Raw genomic sequence first — 22,077 nt, forward strand, 5'->3', positions numbered from 1 at the left:
GCGTTCAGCTTCCTGCCTGCCGCGCCAGGCGCGCGGCGTTGAGTACCACCACCAGAGAACTTGCCGCCATACCGAGGCCCGCCAGCCACGCCGGAAGCAAGCCCATGAAGGCCAGTGGCACACAAAGCGTGTTGTAGGCAGCGGCCCATCCCAGGTTCTGCCGCACTGTGCGAAGCGTGCGGCGGGCTTGTTCGATGGCCTGCGGAATCACGGCAAGCTGATCGCCAAGCACGATGAAGTCGGCCCTGGCTTTCGCCAGCGGAACTGCGCCGCCAAAGGCAAACGACACATTCGCCTGCGCGAGCACAGGGCCGTCGTTCAATCCGTCGCCGACCATCGCAACACGGCGTCCGCGCGCTTGCTGCTCTTGCACCGCGCGCAGCTTTTCCTCGGGCATGCAGTCGCCACGCGCGTCCGGGATTCCGACTCGCCCGGCGACCTCCTGTGCGGCGGCGCCGCGATCCCCGGAGAGCAACTGCACGGCCACTCCTTGCGCCATGAGCGCAGCGATCGCAGCTTTGGCGTCGGCACGAAGATCCTCCGCAAGAACGAAGGTCGCGGTCCATCCTTGCTCGTCGGCGAGATGCACGTGCATGGCGTCCGAAGGCAGAGTCGGCACGCGGCAGAACGAGGCCGATCCCAGATGCACGTGGCGTGCGAGGGGGTCGATGCTCCCCTTCCGCAGCAATCGACCTTCGATGCCGTTGCCGGGGTGCTCCGTTGTCTCCAAGGCCTCCCACGAAGGTGACGAGCGGAACTGCGCATTCCATGCATTCACGAGTGCGCGCGAAACGGGATGCAGCGACTGCGCAGCCAATGCGGCAGCGATCTCGAGCGCATCACCAGGCCGCAAGCCGTGACGGCAATAGACGCGCTCCAGCCGAGGTAGATCGCGCGTGAGGGTGCCGGTCTTGTCGAAGACCACCGTGTCGATCGACGCAAGGGCTTCCAATGCCTGAAGATTGCGGACGACCACGCCGCTGCGAGCCAATGCCCCTGCGCTCGCGAGCATTGCGGCCGGCGTGGCGAGCGACAGCGCACAGGGACATGTCACGATCAGCACGGCGACGGCCGCCATCAGCGCCTTGCCGGGATCGATGTTCCACCAGAACACAGCCGCCAGCGCAGCGGCGGCAAGCACGGCAAGCAGGAAGGGCTTTGCGGCGCGGTCGGCCATTTGCGCCAGGCGCGGCTTCTGCAGCGAAGCACTTTCCATCAATGCGACGATCTGCCCGAAACGCGTGTCTTGTCCCACTGAATCCACCCGCACACGTACCATCGACGCGACGTTGTGGCTTCCGGCGAGCACGCGCGCGCCTTGCGAGCGCTGCACAGGGCGCGATTCGCCGGTCAAGAGCGCCTCGTCGGCCATCGTGTTGCCGTCAATCACGATGCCGTCAGCCGGAAATGCTTCACCCGGCAGGACCCTGACGACGTCGCCTGCCGCCAACCGGCGCACCGAGACACGCAAGAACGTTCCGTCGCCACCGAGCCGCTCGACGCTGTCGGGGAGCCGGTTCATCAATGCCTCGAGTGCGCCGGCGGTGCGGTCCCGAAGTCGCGACTCCAGCCAACGACCGGTGAGCAGGAAGAAGACGAACATCGTGAGTGAATCGAAATACACCTGTTCGCCCAACCGCCCTTGAGGATCGAAGGTCGCCGCACTGCTGACGATGAATGTGATCGCGATGCCGAGCGCGACCGGAAGATCCATGCCGACGCGATGCACGTGCAGATCGCGCAGCGCGCTGCGGAAGAACGGCCCACATGAAAAGGCAATGGCAGGCAGCGTGAGAACCCAGGACGCCCAGCGAAGCAATTGGGCGGCATCCGCAGACATGTCGCCCGGACGCGCGATGTACGAGGGGTATGCGTACATCATCACTTGCATCATGCAGAAGCCCGCCACCAGCCAGCGCCAAAGCGCAAGGCGGCCCTCTCGCTTGCGCCGCGCCCGCGCAAACATGTCACCGGCCGGCACCAGCGGATAGCCCGCTGCTGCCGCCGCTTCGAACCATCGCGAAGGCCGAACTGTGGCCGCCGACCAGACGATGCGGGCGCGTCCGCTGGCGGCGCTCACGTCGATGCGTTCGACGCCCTGCACCCGGCCCACGGCCTCTTCAACGGCGAGCGCGCAGGCCGCGCAACGCATGCCGTCGACCACGACTTGCGATTCCCAGCGCCCCGTGGCCGGGTCTCCGTCGATGGCGCGGCCGAACCCCGCCCATTCGGCCGGATCGTCGAGCACTGCCTGACCAAACGAGAGCACAGCTTGCATCGGCCGAGGCTATTGCTTGTCTTGCACCCGAAGCTTGATCTGAATCAAGCCAATGGCAGTCTCGCCACCCCCGCTCCCCCCAACGGTGAAGAAGCCGGTTTCCGCATCTCTGGCCGCAGCGTCTCCTGCGAGATAGTGGCCGCGCAGTTCGGAAGGAAAGTAGCTTGTGACGTGACCTTCTGGAGTGCACTCGCGATGGCCGTGACCTATGCCGCGGGCACTTTCTTCGGGACGGTCGTTGCGTGATCCTGGCCTGGGGCTGCGATGCGCGGCTTGAGATTCAGCGTTGCGCACCCAACCGTGGCCTCGCTTGCGCCATATCAATGGGCGACGCTGGGACGATCCGATACTGGTCACATCTCCATTGCCAAAGGAACGCGCCATGTACCAACGAATTCTTGTTCCGGTTGACGGAAGTCCTACATCACGCCGCGGTTTGGACGAGGCCATCCATCTCGCCCAACTCACTAAAGGCCGCCTGCGTCTTATTCATGTGGTCGACGAACTCTCATTTGCGGTCGCGATGGACGCGTATTCAAGTTATTCCGGGGACTGGCTGGGCCTCTTGCGCAAGGCCGGCCAAGGTGTGCTCAACGAGGCCAAGGGGATTGCGACAAAGGCGGATGTGGAGGTCGAAGCCGTACTGAGCGAAAGCTTCCACGGCGCGGTTCATGAAATGGTCACGGCCGAGGCCATCAAATGGGCGGCGGATTTGATCGTCATCGGCACCCACGGCCGCCGCGGGGTGAGGCGGCTGGTGCTGGGCAGCAGTGCCGAACATATCCTGCGATACGCGCCGGTTCCTGTGCTTCTGGTGCGCGCGACGGGGTCTGAGTCGAAGGCCGACAACGGATCATCCGCGCCTTCGCAAGCAGACGCGCCGGAGATTGAAACTGGAACAAACTGAATTGCGGGCCGGGGCAACGACGCCACGGTCGCCAAGTCCAATCGGCTCGGTCAGGAAATGCACGGCGCCAGTTCGAGTCGCCGCGCATCAGTTGCGGATCTCGCGATCGGGCAGCGCGGGCAAGATATCCCAGGCCTTCGGGGCCCGAGTTCGACACGCCTGATTTTGATCGAGCGCAAGTAGCCTGTGGACGCCCTTACATAGACTGAGATTGCAGATTGACGACTGTCTCAGCGACGTCCGTGGCCAAGCTCGAAGACGGCGTGCTACGTCTCACCTTGCCCCAGCGCGAAGGCTCCGCCAGCCGAACGCTGAAGATTCAGTAGAGCCCAGTGCAAATGAGCACCAAGCAATCCACGGCGCTCAGGGCGATCGCTTTCGTCATGGCTACGCTCGGCGCGACGGGCCTGCTGATTGCCGCGGGCCTGACAGAAGCATGCGTCATCCTGGGTGCGGCACTCTGCGCTGGATTTGCGCCACATCAAGATCTCTCCAGGGTGGGGCTCCGATACTGAGGGACCTATCTACCTCCGGAGCACGCCATGTACCAACGCATTCTGGTTCCCGTCGACGGCAGTCCGACCTCTCAGCGCGGATTGAACGAGGCCATCGAACTCGCGAAGATCACCAAAGGCTGTCTGCGGATGCTGCATGTCATCGACGACCTTTCGTTCTCCCTGGCATTGGATGCCTACTCCGGCCATCCCGGCGAATGGATGAAGCAGTTGCGCGACGGCGGAGGGCGCATCCTCGATGCAGCGAAGGCAACCGCTGAAGCGGCGGGCGTAGAAGCCGATACCCTGTTGTGCGATCGTGTCATCGGGCCGGTCTACGAGCAGGTCACGACCGAGGCGAACAACTGGCACGCGGATCTGATTGTTCTGGGCACTCACGGCCGTCGTGGTATCGATCGATTCGTGATGGCAGCAGTGCAGAACACATCCTGCGTCATGCGCGCATTCCCGTGCTGCTGGTGCGCGCATCGGAGGCTGCCACGAAGGCTCAGTCCGTATCGGACAGCGTCAAGGTGCATCTGCCCTCGGCCGCGCTCTCGCTCGAATAGCCGCGCACAGAGTCGAAGCTCGACGCAGCGTCTCTACACCGGCGGTTGACACAGTGTTTCTCGAGCGATGATGGGCATGGAAGTGTCATGGCCAGATGTTCGCCGGAGCGCAACGCACTGAATTCCACCGGGCCGTCGAGCGGCTGAAAGGCTGGCGAAGACGGTTCGAGTTTCAGTCGCTCTCACTTGCCCTTGAACAACCGTTTTCTGGACGAACTACGATGCCAGCGATCGCCTTGCTCATAGGTGCAATCCTGGTTCTGGCGACCCTCGTCGACGCCTTTGAAGTGGTTCTGCTGCCGCGGCCAGTGCGTCGGCGAGTGCGGCTGAACCGGTATTTCTTTCAAACCACCTGGTACCTGTGGGCCCGATGCGCCAAGGTCTGGCCTTTAGGCCGCCGGCGCGAGGACTTTATTGGAGTCTACGGACCGCTGGCAATGGTGATGCTCTTCGCCCTGTGGGGCTGGAGCCTGATCATTGGGTTTGGACTGATTCACTGGGCCCTTCAACGCCTGGTGCACACCGCCGGGGCTGACGCACTGATTGACCTGATCATCATCAGCGGAGACTCCTTCTTCACGCTTGGCTACGGCGACAACGTGCCGCACCATCGCCTCGCGCGGCTGTTGGTGATCTTCGAAGCCGGCGTGGGCTTTGGCTTCATCGCGCTGACTGTTGGCTACTTGCCCGTGCTCTACCAACATTTCACCCGTCGAGATCTACAACTCATTGAATTCTCCGCGCGCTCGGGCTCGCCTCCCACCGCCGAGGCACTGCTCGCCTGGCACGCGCATGACAGCCCGGAGGCACTTGAGCGGTGGCTGAGGGGCTGGGAAATCTGGGCAAGCGATCTGATCGAGAGCCAAGCCGTCTATCCCATGCTGGCGTATTACCGTTCTCAGCACGAAGGCCATTCCTGGCTTGGCTCTCTCGCGGTGGTTCTGGATGTGTGCACGTTGCTGATCGCGGGTGCCGACGATTCACGCCGACACCAAGCGACCGCCACCTTCTGCGCTTTGAGGCGAGTCCTCGATGAAGCCAGCGAATCTCTGCGCGTGGCGCCTGCGCATCAACTTTCGGCTCGTTGTATAGATGCCGCGGCCCTGAAGCATCTCACGCGGGCAATGCGAGGGATCCTGCCAAGCTGGCGTAGCGACGAGGCCAGCTTGCGCGCGATTGAGCAGCTACGCAGAAGCTATGAACCCCGATTGGAAGGCTTAGCCGCCTACTTGCTGCTGAACGTGCCGAGCTGGACAAATACCGCTGCAACGGGAGCCGAGCGCTTCAGTCGCGACGCGATCGTGCAGCAACTCACGCAGGGGCGCCGGGAGTGATGCCGGTGTCCCACGAAGCACAAGCCCCTTCAGAACTCCGAGGCGGACCCGCTCCCGCGACAGGGCTGCAATCAGCGTCCTCCAGCGTCGCGGACAGCTGCCATGGACGACGCCACCTCAGTGCGCTTCGGAGAGCTGATCCAGGATCGCCGGGTTCTCCAGCGTCGATATGTCCTGGGTGATGGCTTCGTTCTTGGCCACGGAGCGCAAGAGCCGACGCATGATCTTTCCGCTGCGTGTCTTCGGCAGGTTGTCGGCAAAGCGGATGTCCTTGGGCTTGGCGATAGGGCCAATCTCTTTTCCGATCCAGTTTCGCAGCTCGATGGCCAGCTTGCGCGCCTCCTCCCCGGTGGGCCTTGCACGCTTGAGCACGACGAACGCGCAGATCGCTTCGCCGCTGGTCTCGTCGGGGCGCCCCACGACAGCCGCCTCGGCGACCAGATGGGTACAAGCCACAAGTGCGGATTCGATCTCCATCGTACCCATGCGATGTCCGCTGACGTTCAGCACGTCGTCGATGCGCCCCCCAATGGTGAAGAAGCCGGTTTCCGCATCTCTGGCCGCACCGTCACCCGCGAGGTAGTAGCCGCGCAGTTCGGAAGGAAAGTAGCTTGCGGCGTAGCGCGCATCGTCGCCCCACACTGTTCTGATCATGCTTGGCCAGGGCTTCTTGATCACCAGCAGCCCGCTTTGCCCGTTGGGCACGTCACCACCGGTTTCATCCACGATCGCTGCCATGATGCCCGGGAAGGGAAGCGTGCATGAACCCGGCACCAATGTCGTGGCGCCCGGCAGTGGCGTGATCATCTGGCCGCCTGTTTCAGTCTGCCACCAGGTATCGACAATGGGGCAACGACCGCCACCGACGTGCTCGTGATACCACTCCCAGGCTGCCGGGTTGATGGGCTCGCCGACAGATCCGAGCACGCGCAGACTGCTCAGGTCGCTATTGCGCGGATGCACGTCTGGATGGCCCTCCGCAGCCTTGATCAAAGACCGAATGGCCGTCGGCGCCGTGTAGAACACTGTCACCTTGTGGCGCTCGATCATCTTCCAGAATCGTGCGGCATCCGGGTAGGTCGGAATTCCTTCGAACACCACTTCCGTCGCTCCAATAGCCAATGGTCCATAGGCGATGTAGGTGTGCCCAGTGACCCAGCCGATGTCGGCCGTGCACCAGAACACATCGTCGTCATGGATGTCGAAGGTCCATTGCGTGGTCACGGCCGCATGCACGAGATATCCGCCACTGCAATGCTGCACCCCTTTCGGCTTGCCCGTCGAGCCGGACGTGTAGAGAAGGAAGAGCGGGTGCTCGGCCCCCACCCACTCAGGCTCGCAATGCAAAGGCTGCGCCGCAGTGATTTCATGCATCCAGTGATCGCGGTTTTGCCACGAGACCGCGCCGCCGGTACGCCGGTAGACGATCACCTCGCGCACGGTCTCGCAACCGCCCAGTGCCAGTGCCTCGTCGACCAGCGCCTTGAGCGGCAGAGCCTTGCCACCCCGCATCTGCTCGTCCGCGGTGACCACCGCCACTGCGCCGGTGTCCGCAATCCGGTCATGGAGCGATTGCGCGGAGAAGCCGCCGAAGACGACAGAGTGCACCGCACCGATGCGGGCGCATGCCTGCATGGAGATCACGGCTTCGATCGACATCGGCATGTAGATGACCACGCGATCGCCCTTGCCAACGCCCAGCGCCTTTAGCGCGTTGGCCATCCGGGCCGTTCGCGCAAGCAGTTCAGAGTAGGTGATGCGCGTCACGGCACCGTCGTCCGCCTCGAAGATGATCGCCACCTTGTCACCGCGGCCGGCTTCCACGTGGCGGTCGATGCAGTTGTACGACACGTTCAGCGTGCCGTCGGCGAACCATTCGAACATCGGCGCGCGGCTGCTGTCGAGCACCTGCGTGAAGGGCTTCTTCCAAGCCACGAACTCCCGCGCCAGCCGGGCCCAATACCCCTCGTAGTCGGCATCGGCCTCCGCTGCGAGCGATTCGTATGCCGCGCGGCCAGCGACATGCGCCGAGCGAAGAAGCCGCTCCGGCGGCGGGTACTGCTTTGGGGCCTTGGATACGTCGAGCTGACTCATGCATTTCTCCTTGAAGGGTTCGCGGATGTTGGAGGCACTTCAGGCTGCGAACCTTGAGCTAGCGCAAGCTCACGGAAATATCCCTGGCTTCCAATCGCATCGGCCCCCAGTCATTTGCAGGAGACCCCATGGACGACAAACTGGTTCGACGAATCGTCAGCCAACCCAAGTACAAGGAGTTGAAGGCCAAGCGCACGCGCTTCGGCTGGATGCTCACGCTGCTCATGCTGATCGTCTACTACGGCTTCGTGCTGCTCGTGGCGTTCAACAAGCCATTCCTCGCTCAAAGGCTGGGTGAAGGCGTCATGACCGTCGGCATGCCGATTGGCTTTGGGGTGATCGTGTTCACGATCCTCATTACCGCCTACTACGTCCGTCGCGCTAACGCCGAGTTCGACGTGCTCTCAGAAGCCGTTCGCAAGGAGGTGCTGTGATGAACCGGCACACCCATGCACTGCGCGCCTTGCTGGCTCTGGCTGCGCTGCTCGCGCTGTCTTCCGGGGTGATCGCCGCCGGCGCCGACCTCGGCCAGGCGCAAAAGCAGGCAACGAACTGGACGGCCATCGGCATGTTCGGCTTGTTCGTGGTCGGCACTCTTTTCATTACCAAGTGGGCCGCGGCGAAGACGAAGTCGGCCTCGGATTTCTACACCGCCGGGGGCGGCATCACGGGGTTCCAGAATGGCCTGGCGATCGCAGGTGACTACATGTCCGCCGCCTCTTTCCTCGGCATTTCGGCGGCGGTCATGGCAGCGGGCTACGACGGCCTCATCTATTCGATCGGCTTCCTCGTTGGCTGGCCGATCCTCACCTTCCTGATGGCGGAACGCCTGCGCAATCTTGGCAAGTTCACCTTCGCGGACGTGGCTGCGTTTCGTTTCAAGCAATCTCCCATCCGCATCTTCGCGGCTTCGGGCACGCTGGTCGTGGTGGCCTTCTACCTGATCGCGCAGATGGTGGGCGCTGGGCAGCTCATCAAGCTGCTGTTCGGTCTTGAATACTGGATCGCGGTGGTCATCGTCGGCTCGCTGATGATGGTGTACGTGCTGTTCGGCGGCATGACCGCCACCACGTGGGTCCAGATCATCAAGGCCGCACTGTTGCTGGGCGGCGCCACCTTCATGGCGCTGTCGGTGTTGTGGCACTTCGGCTTCAGCCCGGAAGCCATGTTCGCGGGCGCCGTCAACATCAAGACCGACCTCGCACTGAAGGACGGGAAGACCGCGGAAGCGGCCGCGGCGGTCGGACAGTCGATCATGGGCCCGGGCAATTTCGTCAAGGATCCTGTCTCAGCGATCTCGTTCGGCATGGCTCTCATGTTCGGCACGGCCGGCCTGCCGCACATCCTGATGCGGTTCTTCACGGTGCCCAGTGCAAAGGAAGCGCGAAAGTCGGTGATGTGGGCAACGGGCTGGATCGGCTACTTCTACCTGCTCACCTTCATCATCGGCTTCGGTGCCATCAGCTTCGTGCTGACGAATCCACGCTTTCTGGACGCCGATGGGCTGCTACGCGGCGGTGGCAACATGGCGGCCATCCATCTGGCCAGTGCGGTGGGCGGCAACGTGTTCCTCGGGTTCATCTCGGCGGTGGCTTTCGCGACGATCCTCGCGGTCGTCGCAGGACTGACGCTGTCCGGCGCATCGGCGGTTTCGCACGACCTGTTCGCGACCGTCGTGAAGAAGGGAAAGGCCGACAGCAAGTCAGAGTTGCGCATGTCGAAAATCACGACGGTGGCACTGGGCGCGCTGGCAGTGTTGCTCGGCATCGCGTTCGAGAAACAGAACATTGCCTTCATGGTGTCGCTGGCATTCGCGATTGCCGCCTCCGCCAATTTCCCGGTCCTGTTCATGTCGGTGCTTTGGAAGGGCTGCACAACGCGCGGCGCCGTCATCGGCGGCTTTCTTGGGCTCGTCTCTTCGGTCGCGCTCACGGTGGTCTCTCCATCGGTATGGGAAGCGACGCTCGGTCATCCGGCCGGGTCATCCCTGTTTCCCTTCGCATCACCGTGCCTGTTCTCCATGCCCATGGCCTTCCTGGGCATCTGGCTCTTTTCGATTCTGGATGCCAGCGATCGCGCGACCATCGACAAGAACGGCTTTCTGGCGCAGCAGGTGCGATCGGAGACCGGAATCGGGGCGTCAGGCGCCAGCGGGCACTGAGTGGGCGGCGCCCCCGGAGCGCACTGCTGCATTGCGATTGCGCGGTATCCACGACTAACATACCGGGGTGATATCTCCCATACATTTGGCCGTTCTCGATGACGAAATCGAGATCGCCGTACTTCTTGCGACTTATCTGCAAGGCCAGGGCTTTCGGGTCAGCCAGCTGCATTCTGGAAGAGAGCTTTTCCGGCTCATGGAGCGCGACGCCCCGGCACTGGTCCTGCTTGACCTCGGCCTGCCGGGGGAAGACGGATTCTCCATTGCTCGCCAATTGCGCGAACACTGGCGATGCGGGCTGGTCATCGTCACCGGTCGAGGCGATGCGGTCGACAAGGTGGTCGGACTGGAGGTGGGGGCCGATGACTATGTGACCAAGCCTTTCGACCTGCGGGAGCTGGTGGCGCGGATCAAGGCGGTTCTTCGGCGTCTTGCGCCGACCGAAGCGGCCGTTCCCGCCGCCACCGCCGCCGCGGCGCCAACCCATCTGCAGTTCGGGCCATGGGCGCTCGACACCGCAGCGCGGCGCCTGCTGAATGCCGAGCGAGGCGAGGTCTCGCTCACCTCCGGCGAATTCGATCTCTTGCACATCCTGCTCACGCATCCTGGCCGCGTCCTGTCGCGCGACTTCCTGCTCGGACTCACGCGAGGCCGGGAAGCCGGGCCGTTCGATCGCACCATTGACGTTCAAATCGGACGGCTGCGCCGAAAGATCGAAACTGATCCCGAGAATCCCCAGATCATCAAGTCAGTGCGGGGTGCGGGCTACATCCTCGTTCCCAAGGTCGAGGCGGCTTGACCATGGGCGGATTCAATGTGCCAAAGCTCGACGATGGCGCCGTCTTCCGCTCGCTGTTCCTCGCCTACCCCGATGCATTGCTGCTGGTCGATTTGCAGGGCGTCATCGGACTTGCCAATCCGGCAGCGCTCGCATTGCTGGGTTACACGGAATCCGAACTGATCGGCCTGTCGGTCGACGAGCTGGTGCCCAACGCCATCAGGCCCCGCCATTCCGCCTACCGCAAAGCCTATGCGGAATCTCCCCGCGCCCGCCCCATGGGTACGCAGATGGACCTGGTTGCAAAGCGGCGGGACGGCAGCGAAGTGATGGTGGAAATCGCCCTGAGCCCTTTGCAGGATCATGGCCTCCCCTACGTTGTCGCGGCGATCCGCGGCGTCGGCGCCTATCCCCGCGTGAAGCAGGCGCTGCAACGCGCCCGCTACGCCGAATACCTCGCCCAATTCGGTCGTGATGCGGTCGATGCGCCCCATTCGTCCACGCTCGCCGAACTCGTTTCCAGGATCGCCGCCGAAGCCTTGCAGGTCGAGATGGCGAAGGTCCTTCTTCTCAAGCCGAGCGGTCTCGAACTGCGGATCGCCGCCGGTGTGGGCCTGTTGCCGAACGAGCAGATCGGAGACCCTCTTCGGATAGAGCCTGGCACACCCACCGGCTGCGTGGTTGCCGAGGGCAAGCCCATCCTGATCAGCGACTACGCCCACGAGCAGCGCTTCAGAATCCCGGAGCGGTACGTCGGGGCGGGAATGGCTTGCGAGCTCTCCGTGCCGCTGGCTGACCGTGGCCGCACGATCGGTATTCTGGTGGTGCGCTCGCGCACGCCCGGGCGCCTGGGCGACGAAGAGACGCGATTCCTCGAATCTCTTTCGAGCATGCTGGCTACCGTCTTTCAGCGGGAACGAAGCGAAGAGGCGCTGGATCATGCACAGCGGCTCGAGACGGTCGGGCAACTCACGGGCGGTGTGGCGCACGACTTCAATAACCTGCTGACCATCATCTCCGGCAATCTCCAGGTCCTGGAGGACTCCCCTCAATATGCGGGCGATGCATTTCTTCAGCAGCTCGTGGGTGCCGCTTCACGCGCCACGAAGCGCGGCGCCGAGTTGACGGGCAAGCTGCTGGCCTTCTCGCGAAGGCAGGTTCTGCAGCCCACCGTCGTCGACGTGACAGCGCTGCTGAGTTCGCTCAGGGACATGTTGCGCCGCACGCTGGACCAGCACATCGTCATTTCGCTGGAATCCGAGCAAACACTTTGCATGGCGGACCCGATGCAGCTCGAGTCCGCACTGCTGAACGTGGCCATCAACGCCCGTGACGCCATGCCCCGAGGCGGCTCGATTGCATTCGTCTGTCGCTCGGTGGCTTCCCTGCCCGACGGGCTCGACATCGAGCACGAGCAGCCTCCTGAGGACGGATTCGTCGCCATCTCGGTTTCGGACACGGGAGACGGAATGTCCGAATCCGTCAAGGAGCGCGCGTTCGAGCCCTTCTTCACCACGAAGGAAACCGGCCGCGGTACGGGCCTGGGTCTCTCGACGGTCTACGGATTCGCGAGGCAGTCCCATGGTGCCGTCAGCCTCGCCAGCGCACCCGGCGTGGGGACGACGGTGACGATCTACCTCCCGCGGGTGGGCCTGGACCTCGCCGCAGACGACCTCGACCCGACAACGCTCGACGAACTGCCTCCGGGCCTGCGCGTCTTGCTGGTGGAAGACGATGCCGAAGTCCGCGACGTCGTCCGCCAGTTTCTGACTTCGCTCGCTTGCGAAATCGCGGTTGCCAACAACGCCGAGGAAGCGATGCGCGTGCTTGCGCAGAATTCAGGCATCGACCTGTTGCTCACCGATGTCCTGCTCGGCGCGGGCAAGCGCGGCACCGAACTGGCCGATGCTGCCCTCGCGTCTCACCCGGGCCTGCCGGTCTTGCTCATGTCCGGTTTCTCGAGCGAACTGCTCAACGAACCCAGCGGCCGGGAACTGCTTCGCAAGCCTTTCACACGTGCAGAGCTCAGGCAAGCATTGGCACGGGCGCTGGTTACAGTGCCATAGCTTCGCGGTTCGAGGGGCGCCGGATTTGACGGCGGTCAACATCGGCCCGCGGCATGTGCCATACCGTCGCCGGTGTGAAAGGCGCTTCTCCCGCTCTGTTGCATCGTTTGCCTTTTGACAGTCTCTCGGACGCGAGCCCGATTCTGTCGGTGTTCGCGTTCGCCAGGTGCCTGCGCGCCGAAGCGCGGTCGGGTTCGATCCGCCACGCGCTGCAAGGAAAGAATCTCTCATTGCTGGTCGAGACGCCGGGACCGAAGAGTTCGCCGCTTCAACGGGCGGCGATCGACCTCGGTGCTCGCGTCGCCGAGGTGCCTTTCGCCGATGCTGACGGCTCCGTACCTCGCGACCTCGGCGCCCTGGCCCGCATCCTGGGCCGCATGTATGACGCGATCGACTGCGGGTCGCTCGCAGCGCCGGTGGTCGAGCGCATCGAAAGGGAAGCCGGCGTGCCGGTCTATGCCGGGCTCGGCCTGGACGACCGGCCCGCCCGGGCGTTGGCGGATCTGCTCACGCTCTCGGAAGCCGGGCCACCCACCGGGGCCCCGCCAGGCATTGTGTTTCTGGGGGACACGCAGACTCTGCGAAGCCGCGTGTTCCTCGCGTCCGCGCGGCAGGTGGGCTTTGTCGTCAAGCCTGGCAAGCCCGGCCATGAGTCGGCAGCCAGCGAAGCGGACTTCGTGGTCGACGCGACCCATCCCCCCCGATGGTCCCTGCGCAGGGCCAACGTGCCTCTGGACGAGGAACAGCGTTCGGAGAACCACAAGTGCTTGATGCAAACCGTTCTCATGGACACGATGGCCCGAGCTTGAGCCGCTGCATCCGCGTTGGCAGCATCCGGCAACGAATTGCGCTCGTTGCCGGCTAGACTGATCGCCTTCTCACTGGCTCTCGGGAACGGCACTATGCGGCGGCTTCGCTTCCTCACCAACCGGCACCGGGCTCCGTCGACGAACCGGACCCTGGGATTGCTCCTCGCGTTCAATGCCGGCGCCGTCAATGCCGGAGGATTTCTGGTCCTCCACTTCTATACGTCGCACATGACGGGCTTCGCCTCTCAGCTCGCCGACGGCCTGGTGCTCGAAAACTCCACGTTGTTGATGAACGCCCTCGGGGCCATCGTGTCGTTCATGTCGGGGGCTGCGCTCTGCGCCGTGCTTGTCAACTGGGGCCGTAAACATCATCTTCATAGCGTCTATGCCCTGCCGCTCATTCTCGAAGCCGTGTTGATGTTTCCGTTCGGCCTGATGGGCTCCGTGACGCTCAACTGGCGTACGCCTTTTGCGGTGCCGCTCACCGTGCTGCTCCTCTCGTTCATCATGGGCTTGCAGAACGCCGTCGGCTCCAAGACGTCCGGCGGGAGCATCCGAACGACGCACATGACGGGCAACATCACCGACCTCGGAATGGAAATCGGCAAGATGATCTACTGGAACCGCAGCGGAAGGCCCGCTCAGATGTTCGTGCGCGCGGACCGGCAGCGCATGCGCATGGCAGGCGGTCTCGTCCTGATGTTTGTCGTTGGCGGCATTGCGGGCGCGTTTGGATTCAAGAACCTGGGATTCGTCTGCGTGATTCCACTGGCGGCGCTTCTGCTGCTCCTCTCGGTGCCGCCCTTCCGGCGCGACCTTGAAAAGCTGCATGCGCTGGGCTTCACATTCGGTTTCCTGAACCGCCGCGGGCGATGAGTCGTCAGCAATGCTCAGTCCGGCGTGAACTTCTTGTTGAAGATGTCGACATCGGAGGCAAGCTCGAAGGTCGCCACCTGTCCCATCTTGCCGTCACTGAGACGGCATGCCGAGAACAGGCTGTAGCGGCCCTTGAAATAGAACTCGTCCATCACGATGAGCGCATACGGGTACGGCACGAAGACCTGGTGCTCGAACACGATGCGATGCACGTTCCTCGGTGAGGGAAAGAGCTTGTAGTCGGCTGTGTCAATGGATTTTGCGGTGGCCATGGTTTGCTGGCTCCTTCATTTCAATCTGCAAATGCAAGAAAAGCCTTCAATTTAAGGTACCGTTTGCCCGAAACTGGAGGTCCTGATGCGTCGCTTGTTTGCCAACCGGCTTGCTACTGCCACGGGCATTGCGGTGGTGCTGATGTCAGCCGTTTTCGCGCTCGTGCGCGTGCTGTAGAGGCCGTCACGCGAGTTCTCAAAACGTGCGGGGTGCGGCAACGCTCGCACTGAGCCCGGTGCCGTGCTTCAGGCTTTCCTGTTCCTGATCCTGGTCCTGGCTGTCTTCGTCTTGTTGCTGGCTGCAGGCGTTCATCAATGGCCCGGGGCACTCCGAGCGAAACTGCATGAACCCCAGTGTGCTGCCAGCAACTGTCAGGCAGGCGAATAGAAGCCATGCCGCAGCGGAGAGCCCACGGCGTGCGCCCCAGCGACGTCCGAAGTGTTTCTGCAAGCCGCCGCCAGCGACTTGGCCTTCCAGCTCCCGGAGATACCCGCCCACCGCGGCGATGTGCCTGCGGATCGCCAGGGCCTTCAGGCCCCCATACGCGGCAATGGCGACCGGCACCCACCACACCAGACCCGCAAAACCAACCAGCGACTCCGCGTTTGTCGCCACCCAGGCGAAGATCGCTGCGGCGCCGATGACGCATGCACGTTCGAGCATTGCAAGCTCAGACATGCAGCTCGTCGCCTCTTTGTGAAGTGCTGCGTACTCATCGTTCTGCAGCGTGGGCTCAGGCATACATTGCTCCCGTCGTCTTTATCTTTGTCTTTGTCTGCATGCGCATCTATCGCAAGTAGGCCTGCGCCAGCGAGACCCAATAGCTCGCGGTGCTGGGCAGGATCTCATCGTTGAAGTCATAGCCGGTGTTGTGCACCATGCAGCCCGGGCCGCTCCCCGGCTTGCCATCGCCGTTGCCGACAATGAAGTAGCTGCCCGGCACGGCGTTCAGCATGAAGGCGAAGTCGTCGCTGGCCTGCAATGGCGCCATGTCGGGGATGAGCGCCTCCTCGCCCATCGTTTCCAGGGCCACCTGGCGCGCGAAGGCCGTCGCGGCAACATCGTTCACGCAGGGCGGCATCTTCCACTGGTAGTCCACTGTCGCGCTGGCGCCATGCACGGCAGCCTGGGCTTGCGCCATGGCAATGATGCGGTCGCGCAGGAAGGCGCGCACTTCAGCTCTTCGCGCCCGGATCGACAGCTTGAGCTCGGCGCTTGTCGGAATCACGTTGGGCGCCTTGCCCGCGCTCATGGCGCCGACCGTGACGACAGCCATGTCGTTGGGGTCGACTTCGCGCGAGACGAGCGTCTGCAACGCAAGAATCAGGTGCGCCGCGACCATCACCGGGTCCACCGTCGTATGCGGCATAGCGCCGTGGCCGCCCTTGCCTTCGATGGTGATGATGGCCGTGTCCGAAGAGCTGTAGATCACGCCCGGCAGGAACCCGAACTGCCCCGCCGGGAAACCGGGCTCGTTGTGATATGCGTACACGGCATCGCACGGAAAGCGCTCGAACAGACCCTCCTCGACCATCTTCTTCGCGCCCATCAGTCCTTCCTCGGCGGGCTGGAAGATGACGTTCAAAGTGCCGCTGAAGCTCTGGCTGACTGCCAGCAGTTGCGCCGCGGCAAGCAGCGTCGCCGTGTGTCCGTCATGGCCGCAGGCGTGCATGGCGCCGGGCTTGCGGCTTGCCCATGAGAGGCCGGTGGTCTCCGTCATCGGCAGCGCATCCATGTCGGCGCGCAGGCCCAGGCGCCTGGAACCGTCGCCGAGCTTGAGCGTACCGACCACGCCCGTGCCGCCGAGGCCGCGATGGACCGTGTAGCCCCATCGTGCCAATCGCTCGGCCACCAGGTCACTGGTCTGGAACTCCTCATAGCCGAGCTCGGGATTGGCGTGGATTTGCCGCCGCAGTTTGACCATTTCCGCGGTCGAGGCCCGGATGCCGGGATGGATGGGTACTGAAATCATCAAGAGGCCGCCTTCAACGCACTGGGTTCGCATTTTCCACGCCAATAATGCGGGGTGCCGCGATGGCCTCGATATTGCTTCCGAAGCGGCTGCCTCCGAAGGCTTCAACTCCGACGATGACTCACCACTTGCAGACCCCCACCCTCCCCCTCCTGACCCGTCGCCAGCTGACGCTCGGCGCGCTCGCCGCAGCCGGCGGACTCGCGACCACTCGCTACGGCCGCGCCGCGACCGGCAAGGGCACCGCGGTGCTCGCCATCGATGCCGATCCGCCGACGCTGAACCTCGGCACCACCACGGATTTCGCCGCCGGCGACGTATCCGCCAAGATCCTGGAGGGCCTGGTGTGGCTCGACCCCCAGTACAACCCGAAGCCCTCCCTCGCCACGGCCTGGACGATCTCGCCGGATGGCAAGACTTACCGCTTCGCGCTGCGCAAAGGCGTGAAGTGGCACGACGGCAAGGACTTCACGAGCGCCGACGTCAAGTTCACGTTGATGGAAGTGGTCGGCAAGCTGCATCCCCGCGCGGCGCCGGTGTTCAAGAACCTCGGCATCGAGGTCGACACGCCCGATGCCCTGACGGTGGTGGTCAGGCTGCAAAAGCCCTACGCGCCACTGCTCTCGCAGATGACGGTGTTCGACGCACCGATGCTTCCGCGCCATCTCTACGAAGGCAGCAACATCGGTACCAATCCGGCCAACCAGAAGCCCGTGGGCACCGGCCCCTTCAAGTTCGGCGAATGGAAGCGCGGCGCCAGCATCAAGCTTGTGCGCAATGACCAGTACTGGGATGGCGACAAGCCCTTTCTCGAATCGATCATCTTCCAGGTGATTCCGCAGGCAGCCAACCGCGTGCCCGCCTTGCAGACGGGCGAGATCGACGAGTTGCTCGACTTCTACACGCCCAAGCCCGACGTCCCGCGCATCCTCGCGGACAAGAGCCTCGCGCCGCGTCGCGGTGTGAACATCCCGGCGATCTATTTCCTGATGTTCAACACGCAGTCGCCGATCTTCTCGAAACTCGAAGCGCGCCATGCGGCCGCCCTGGCGATCGATCGGCAGCGCCTGGTCAAGCAGGCCATGAACGGCATTGCGCGGCCGGGTGCGGGTGCCTTCGGCGACGGCTTCAAGTGGCTTTTCGACGAAGACGTGAGCTACGCGAAGAAGTACCCGCTCGAGCCGGCACGCGCCAAGGCTCTCTTCGAGAAGGCCGGCGCCAAGCCCGGCACCACGACCTTGCGAATGCCCTTCGACGCAAGCCGTGCGCAGATGCGCGCGCAGGCGCAGATCATCCAGGACAACCTGCGCCAGATGGGCATCGAGGTGAAGCTGGAGCCGTTGGAACGCTCGGTGTACTACGACCGCGTGTTCGCCAAGCGCGACTACGACATGATGCTGGGCTCGTACTTCTCCGCAGGCGACCCGGCCATCGGCTACACGCGCCTGTACAGCACCTACACCGGCACCGCGCCCAATACCAATGCGAGCGGCTACTCGAACCCGAAGGTCGACGACCTGCTGAACCGCGCCGCCACGGCCACCGATCGCGAGGTCCGCGCCAAGCTCTACAAGGAGTTGCAGGTGATCCTGAACGAGGACCTGCCGACGCTGGTGCTGTTCGACGAAGAGACGGTCGATACGGCGAGCAAGAAGCTCACCGGCGTCTTCCCCGCGCTCGACGCACGCGACCAATGGGCCGGCGTGAAGCTCAGGGATTGAAGGGGGCCGCAAGGCGCCTTGGCCTGATTCCACATGTCCTCTTTCATCCTGCGGCGTCTGCTGCACGCGATTCCGCTGCTGCTTGCGGTGGTCGTGCTCAACTTCCTGCTGATTGCCTTCACGCCGGGCGATCCGATCACGCTGCTGGTGGGCGATTTCCCCGCGCCGCCCGAATACCTCGACCAGATGCGCCGCGAATTCGGGCTCGACCAGCCCGTGTGGATCCAGTTGCTGCGCTATCTGGGCAAAGTGCTCCAGGGCGACTTCGGCTACTCATTCGCCAATCAACAGCCCGTGGCGACGCTGATTCTCGAACGGCTCGGCGCGACGCTGGAACTCACGCTGACCGCGCTCGCTTTCGCCAGCGTCCTGGGGATCATGCTCGGCGTGGTTGCCGCGCGTTCGGCAGCGCGCTCCGGCCGCGCTCTGGTTGATTCGGCCATCCAGGGCGCCTCGTCGGCAGGTTATTCAATCCCGGACTTCTGGCTTGGCCAGTTGCTGATCCTGGTGTTCGCGATCGGGCTGGGATGGCTTCCCTCGCAAGGCAACAACCCGGTCCGTGGCACGCTGCCAGGCTTTGATGGATTCGTTCAGCATCTGTCGTATCTGGTGCTGCCGGCTTTCGCTTTGTCGCTGCGCTATCTCACGCTGATCACCCGCATCACGCGCGCTGCAATGCTGGAGGTCATGAATGCCGACTTCATCCTGGCATCGCGATCGCGCGGCGCTTCGGAGTGGACGGTCGTCGTCGTGCACGCCTTGCGCAATGCCGCAGCGCCCGTCCTCACCGTCATTGGCTACAACGTGGGCTTCGTGCTTGCGGGGTCGGCATTGATCGAAGCGGTTTTCGCGTGGCCCGGAATCGGCCGCCTGCTGTATGAATCGATCTCCAAGCGCGACTATCCCGTGATGCTGGCGATCTTGCTGATGGTGTCCGTCACGGTGGTGATCGCGAACCTTGTCACCGACATCGTCCACAGACTCATCGATCCGAGGATCGAACGCGCATGAACGACGCAACGCAAGTCCTGATCGCGGTTCCGACGGCGACTACGGCATTTCGCAAGGCCGGGTTCTGGCGGCGCCTGCTGCGACGGCCGACGACGCTGCTTGCAGTGTCCTTCCTTGTGCTGCTGTTTGCGCTGGCGCTCTTCGCACCGATGGTGACTGCCTACGATCCGCTCGGCGGCGGCGACAGTTCGCTACTCGAACCGCTCTCCCCCGGCCACTGGCTCGGCACCGACGACCTGGGGCGTGACATCGGGTCGCGCGTGGTCTTCGGCACACGCATCTCGCTCACGGTCGGCGTCATGAGCGCCTTGTGCGCAGTCGTTGCCGGCGTGATCGTCGGCGCGCTCGCAGGCTACTTCGGCGGATGGCTCGACACGCTGTTGATGCGCATCGCCGAGTTCTTCCAGACCCTGCCGCGCTTCGTGGTGGCGCTCATCGTGATCGCGCTGTTCGGCACCAGCGTCTTCAAGATGATCGTGGTGATCGCCGCACTTTCATGGCCGCAGCTTGCGCGGGTGGTTCGCGCCTCGGTCGCGACACTCGCGCAATCGCAATTCGTGGATGCGGCACGCGTGGCGGGCATGGGCCATGGCGCCATCATCATGCGGGAGATCTTGCCCAATGTGGCCGCGCCGATCATCGTGCTCGGCTCGCTGGACATTGCCATGGCCATCCTCATCGAAGCCAGCCTGAGCTTCTTCGGGCTCGGCGATCCCAATCATGTGTCGTGGGGGGCGATGCTGAACGACGCACAGCAATACCTGCGCAGTGCCTGGTGGATGTCGGCCTTTCCCGGCCTGGCCATTGCGCTCACGGTGCTGTCGTTCAACGTCTTCGGCGATGCGCTGAACGACGCGCTCAACCCGAGAGGTTCGAAATGAGCGCCACTGCCGAACATCTCTTGGACATTCGCGGCTTGTCGGTCGACATCCGCCAGGGCGCGACTGCCCTGCGCGTGGTGAACGACCTTTCGCTCACCGTTCGCCGCGGCGAGGCGGTAGGCCTCGTGGGTGAGTCAGGCTCGGGCAAGTCGATGACGGCTTTCGCGATCATGAATCTCTTTCCCTCTCCGCTGGCGCGCGTTGCCGCGGGGCAGATCCTGCTCGAAGGCCACGACCTGGCGCAACTGAAAGCGTCCGATTTGCGTGCCGTGCGCGGCGCGCGCGTGGGCATGGTTTTTCAGGACCCGACCAGCTACCTCGATCCGCTCATGCCTGTCGGACGGCAGATTGCAGAACCACTCCGTGCGCATGGGCGAACCGACGGCATGCAAGCGCGCGTGCTCGAATTGCTGGACATGATGGAACTGCCCAACGCACAGCGGGTCGCGCGTCAATATCCTCACGAGCTCTCCGGCGGCATGCGCCAGCGCATCCTGATCGCAACGGCATTGGCGATGCGGCCGGCACTGCTGATCGCCGACGAACCCACGACAGCACTCGACGTCACCGTGCAGGCGGGCATCCTGAAGTTGCTGATGCGGCTTCGCAAAGAGCTTGACCTGGGCATCCTGTTGATCACCCATGACCTCGCGGTGGTCGCCGAGACCTGCCAGCGCGTCAACGTGATGTATGCGGGACAGGTGGTCGAATCGAACGAAGTCGCGGCGCTCTTCGCGGCGCCGCGCCATCCCTACACGCAAGGGCTGCTCGGGAGCATCCTGAGTCCGCAGTCGCGCGCGCATTCGCTGTTCTCCATTCCGGGGAGCGTGCCGATTGCGGGGCATTGGCCGCAAGGCTGCCGCTTTCATCCGCGTTGTCCGATGGCGCGCCGAGGCCTCTGCGACAGCGTCGCACCCGCACTGACGGCGCATGGACTCGGCGCCGACCGCTGCCTCCTGAGCGATGAGCCGCTCGCCGCCGACGCGTGGCAGCGCAACAAGGCGACATCGCCATGAACGCAGCCACGACCACCCCGCTGCTCGAAGCGCGCGACCTGAGCCGGCTCTTTCCAGTGCGCGGGAGCGGAGGATTGTTTCGCGCCCGGCAGATGCAGCGCGCGGTAGATCGCGTGTCGCTCTCCATTCATCCCGGTGAAGTGCTGGCGCTCGTCGGTGAAAGCGGCAGCGGCAAAACCACACTGGGTCGCATGCTTCTGGGCCTCACGGCGCCGAGCGAGGGAAGCATTCTCTACAAGGGCATGGACCTCGCCACGCGGTCCGGCGAAGCGGCGCGCATCTTTCGCCGCGAAGTTCAAGTGGTGTTCCAGGACACCGGCGGGTCGCTCAATCCGCGCCGCACCATCGGCCAGAGCGTTGCACTCCCATTGACCTATCACCGCAGCCTCGACCGTCGCGCCGCCGCAGCTGAAGTCGATGCGCTGCTCGATCAGGTCGGCCTGCCAGCCGCGCACTTCCGCGATCGGCTTCCGCATGAGCTCTCCGGCGGCCAACGCCAGCGCGTGGGCATTGCACGTGCGCTGGCGTCCAATCCTGCGCTGATCATTGCCGACGAGCCGGTGTCTGCGCTCGATGTCTCCGTGCGCGCGCAGATTCTGAAGCTGATGTTCGATCTGCAGCGCGAAAGGAAACTGTCTTACCTCTTCATCACGCACGACCTGGGCGTCGTGCGCGCCATGGCCGATCGCGTGATGGTGATGCACCAGGGCCGTGTCGTCGAAAGCGGCGATGCCGACGCAGTGCTGAACTCACCCCGCGACCCCTACACCCAGCGCCTGCTCGCCGCCACGCCGGTGCCCGATCCTTCGCGCCAGCTCGAAGTGCAATGAGTCGGCG

The 22,077-nt window shown here is 63.8% G+C and carries 20 protein-coding genes; 15 read left to right on the top strand and 5 right to left on the bottom strand.

Translation table 11 applies throughout. The annotated features are described in order from the left end of the window. Positions 1–4: 4 nt before the first annotated feature. Entirely contained in the window at positions 5–2,278 is a 2,274-nt protein-coding gene (locus AC1DMA_RS05135) for a heavy metal translocating P-type ATPase (protein ID WP_478143476.1), read from the bottom strand. A 382-nt stretch (positions 2,279–2,660) separates the two neighbouring features. On the opposite strand from AC1DMA_RS05135, the gene AC1DMA_RS05140 reads away from it, so the two are divergent. The 4 genes from AC1DMA_RS05140 (at position 2,661) to AC1DMA_RS05155 (ending at position 5,582) form a co-directional block, all read left to right on the top strand. Further along, the gene (locus AC1DMA_RS05140; RefSeq protein WP_478143477.1) at positions 2,661–3,185 is read left to right on the top strand and encodes a universal stress protein; all 525 of its coding nucleotides are present in this window, start codon (positions 2,661–2,663) and stop codon (positions 3,183–3,185) included. A 338-nt stretch (positions 3,186–3,523) separates the two neighbouring features. Next, positions 3,524–3,700 (top strand): hypothetical protein, encoded by a 177-nt coding sequence (locus AC1DMA_RS05145; protein ID WP_478143478.1) that lies wholly within the window; start codon positions 3,524–3,526, stop codon positions 3,698–3,700. Between the two features lie 27 nt (positions 3,701–3,727). After that, positions 3,728–4,297 (top strand): universal stress protein, encoded by a 570-nt coding sequence (locus AC1DMA_RS05150; RefSeq protein ID WP_478143479.1) that lies wholly within the window; start codon positions 3,728–3,730, stop codon positions 4,295–4,297. Positions 4,298–4,343: 46 nt separating this feature from the next. Next, the gene (locus AC1DMA_RS05155) at positions 4,344–5,582 is read left to right on the top strand and encodes a potassium channel family protein (protein WP_478143480.1); all 1,239 of its coding nucleotides are present in this window, start codon (positions 4,344–4,346) and stop codon (positions 5,580–5,582) included. Between the two features lie 117 nt (positions 5,583–5,699). On the opposite strand, the gene acs is transcribed toward AC1DMA_RS05155, so the two are convergent. Further along, positions 5,700–7,676 (bottom strand): acetate--CoA ligase, encoded by a 1,977-nt coding sequence (gene acs / locus AC1DMA_RS05160; protein WP_478143481.1) that lies wholly within the window; start codon positions 7,674–7,676, stop codon positions 5,700–5,702. Between the two features lie 128 nt (positions 7,677–7,804). On the opposite strand from acs, the gene AC1DMA_RS05165 reads away from it, so the two are divergent. From AC1DMA_RS05165 to AC1DMA_RS05190, 6 genes are all read left to right on the top strand, one after another. Continuing rightward, on the top strand, positions 7,805–8,110 hold the full coding sequence (locus AC1DMA_RS05165) for a DUF485 domain-containing protein (RefSeq protein ID WP_478124045.1): 306 nt from the start codon (positions 7,805–7,807) through the stop codon (positions 8,108–8,110). Continuing rightward, positions 8,110–9,837, top strand: a complete 1,728-nt coding sequence (locus AC1DMA_RS05170) for a cation acetate symporter (RefSeq protein ID WP_478143482.1) — start codon at positions 8,110–8,112, stop codon at positions 9,835–9,837. The genes AC1DMA_RS05165 and AC1DMA_RS05170 overlap by 1 nt, the downstream gene beginning before the upstream one ends. Positions 9,838–9,904: 67 nt before the next feature. Next, positions 9,905–10,636, top strand: a complete 732-nt coding sequence (locus AC1DMA_RS05175) for a winged helix-turn-helix domain-containing protein (RefSeq protein WP_478143483.1) — start codon at positions 9,905–9,907, stop codon at positions 10,634–10,636. A gap of 2 nt (positions 10,637–10,638) precedes the next feature. Beyond that, on the top strand, positions 10,639–12,681 hold the full coding sequence (locus tag AC1DMA_RS05180) for a PAS domain S-box protein (protein WP_478143484.1): 2,043 nt from the start codon (positions 10,639–10,641) through the stop codon (positions 12,679–12,681). A 149-nt stretch (positions 12,682–12,830) separates the two neighbouring features. Next, positions 12,831–13,490, top strand: a complete 660-nt coding sequence (locus AC1DMA_RS05185; RefSeq protein WP_478143485.1) for a Rossmann-fold NAD(P)-binding domain-containing protein — start codon at positions 12,831–12,833, stop codon at positions 13,488–13,490. Positions 13,491–13,583: 93 nt separating this feature from the next. Then, a complete protein-coding gene (locus AC1DMA_RS05190) occupies positions 13,584–14,366 on the top strand; it encodes a YoaK family protein (RefSeq protein ID WP_478143486.1) in 783 nt (260 codons plus the stop codon). A gap of 14 nt (positions 14,367–14,380) precedes the next feature. On the opposite strand, the gene AC1DMA_RS05195 is transcribed toward AC1DMA_RS05190, so the two are convergent. From AC1DMA_RS05195 to AC1DMA_RS05205, 3 genes are all read right to left on the bottom strand, one after another. Beyond that, a complete protein-coding gene (locus AC1DMA_RS05195; protein ID WP_478124051.1) occupies positions 14,381–14,638 on the bottom strand; it encodes a hypothetical protein in 258 nt (85 codons plus the stop codon). A gap of 196 nt (positions 14,639–14,834) precedes the next feature. Beyond that, on the bottom strand, positions 14,835–15,317 hold the full coding sequence (locus AC1DMA_RS05200) for a hypothetical protein (RefSeq protein ID WP_478143487.1): 483 nt from the start codon (positions 15,315–15,317) through the stop codon (positions 14,835–14,837). Between the two features lie 109 nt (positions 15,318–15,426). Next, positions 15,427–16,611 carry a M20 aminoacylase family protein gene (locus AC1DMA_RS05205; protein WP_478143488.1) on the bottom strand — a complete coding sequence of 395 codons (1,185 nt, stop codon included), beginning with the start codon at positions 16,609–16,611 and terminating at the stop codon, positions 15,427–15,429. Between the two features lie 128 nt (positions 16,612–16,739). Here AC1DMA_RS05205 and AC1DMA_RS05210 point away from each other — a divergent pair, with 128 nt between their 5' ends. Genes AC1DMA_RS05210 through AC1DMA_RS05230 form a run of 5 tightly spaced genes read left to right on the top strand, consistent with a single transcriptional unit; the run spans position 16,740 to position 22,070 of the window. Beyond that, the gene (locus AC1DMA_RS05210) at positions 16,740–18,332 is read left to right on the top strand and encodes an ABC transporter substrate-binding protein (protein WP_478143489.1); all 1,593 of its coding nucleotides are present in this window, start codon (positions 16,740–16,742) and stop codon (positions 18,330–18,332) included. Positions 18,333–18,365: 33 nt separating this feature from the next. Then, the gene (locus tag AC1DMA_RS05215) at positions 18,366–19,343 is read left to right on the top strand and encodes an ABC transporter permease (protein ID WP_478124055.1); all 978 of its coding nucleotides are present in this window, start codon (positions 18,366–18,368) and stop codon (positions 19,341–19,343) included. Next, on the top strand, positions 19,340–20,224 hold the full coding sequence (locus AC1DMA_RS05220) for an ABC transporter permease (protein ID WP_478143490.1): 885 nt from the start codon (positions 19,340–19,342) through the stop codon (positions 20,222–20,224). The genes AC1DMA_RS05215 and AC1DMA_RS05220 overlap by 4 nt, the downstream gene beginning before the upstream one ends. Next, on the top strand, positions 20,221–21,240 hold the full coding sequence (locus tag AC1DMA_RS05225; protein ID WP_478143491.1) for an ABC transporter ATP-binding protein: 1,020 nt from the start codon (positions 20,221–20,223) through the stop codon (positions 21,238–21,240). The genes AC1DMA_RS05220 and AC1DMA_RS05225 overlap by 4 nt, the downstream gene beginning before the upstream one ends. Further along, entirely contained in the window at positions 21,237–22,070 is an 834-nt protein-coding gene (locus tag AC1DMA_RS05230) for an ATP-binding cassette domain-containing protein (RefSeq protein ID WP_478143492.1), read from the top strand. Before AC1DMA_RS05225 ends, AC1DMA_RS05230 begins: the two co-directional genes overlap by 4 nt. The last annotated feature ends 7 nt before the right edge of the window (positions 22,071–22,077 follow it).

The sequence above is a fragment of the Variovorax sp. 05N34 genome (assembly GCF_056397405.1).

What these genes read in the sequence shown, in the direction of transcription:
- AC1DMA_RS05215 (WP_478124055.1), top strand. Translation starts at nt 18,366, where the DNA reads ATGTCCTCTTTCATCCTGCGGCGTCTGCTGCACGCGATTCCGCTGCTG.
- AC1DMA_RS05225 (WP_478143491.1), top strand. Translation starts at nt 20,221, where the DNA reads ATGAGCGCCACTGCCGAACATCTCTTGGACATTCGCGGCTTGTCGGTC.
- AC1DMA_RS05150 (WP_478143479.1), top strand. Translation starts at nt 3,728, where the DNA reads ATGTACCAACGCATTCTGGTTCCCGTCGACGGCAGTCCGACCTCTCAG.
- AC1DMA_RS05180 (WP_478143484.1), top strand. Translation starts at nt 10,639, where the DNA reads ATGGGCGGATTCAATGTGCCAAAGCTCGACGATGGCGCCGTCTTCCGC.
- AC1DMA_RS05230 (WP_478143492.1), top strand. Translation starts at nt 21,237, where the DNA reads ATGAACGCAGCCACGACCACCCCGCTGCTCGAAGCGCGCGACCTGAGC.
- AC1DMA_RS05140 (WP_478143477.1), top strand. Translation starts at nt 2,661, where the DNA reads ATGTACCAACGAATTCTTGTTCCGGTTGACGGAAGTCCTACATCACGC.
- AC1DMA_RS05220 (WP_478143490.1), top strand. Translation starts at nt 19,340, where the DNA reads ATGAACGACGCAACGCAAGTCCTGATCGCGGTTCCGACGGCGACTACG.
- AC1DMA_RS05165 (WP_478124045.1), top strand. Translation starts at nt 7,805, where the DNA reads ATGGACGACAAACTGGTTCGACGAATCGTCAGCCAACCCAAGTACAAG.
- AC1DMA_RS05190 (WP_478143486.1), top strand. Translation starts at nt 13,584, where the DNA reads ATGCGGCGGCTTCGCTTCCTCACCAACCGGCACCGGGCTCCGTCGACG.
- AC1DMA_RS05200 (WP_478143487.1), bottom strand. Translation starts at nt 15,317, where the DNA reads ATGTCTGAGCTTGCAATGCTCGAACGTGCATGCGTCATCGGCGCCGCA.
- AC1DMA_RS05145 (WP_478143478.1), top strand. Translation starts at nt 3,524, where the DNA reads ATGAGCACCAAGCAATCCACGGCGCTCAGGGCGATCGCTTTCGTCATG.
- AC1DMA_RS05135 (WP_478143476.1), bottom strand. Translation starts at nt 2,278, where the DNA reads ATGCAAGCTGTGCTCTCGTTTGGTCAGGCAGTGCTCGACGATCCGGCC.
- AC1DMA_RS05205 (WP_478143488.1), bottom strand. Translation starts at nt 16,611, where the DNA reads ATGATTTCAGTACCCATCCATCCCGGCATCCGGGCCTCGACCGCGGAA.
- AC1DMA_RS05155 (WP_478143480.1), top strand. Translation starts at nt 4,344, where the DNA reads ATGTTCGCCGGAGCGCAACGCACTGAATTCCACCGGGCCGTCGAGCGG.
- acs (WP_478143481.1), bottom strand. Translation starts at nt 7,676, where the DNA reads ATGAGTCAGCTCGACGTATCCAAGGCCCCAAAGCAGTACCCGCCGCCG.
- AC1DMA_RS05195 (WP_478124051.1), bottom strand. Translation starts at nt 14,638, where the DNA reads ATGGCCACCGCAAAATCCATTGACACAGCCGACTACAAGCTCTTTCCC.
- AC1DMA_RS05170 (WP_478143482.1), top strand. Translation starts at nt 8,110, where the DNA reads ATGAACCGGCACACCCATGCACTGCGCGCCTTGCTGGCTCTGGCTGCG.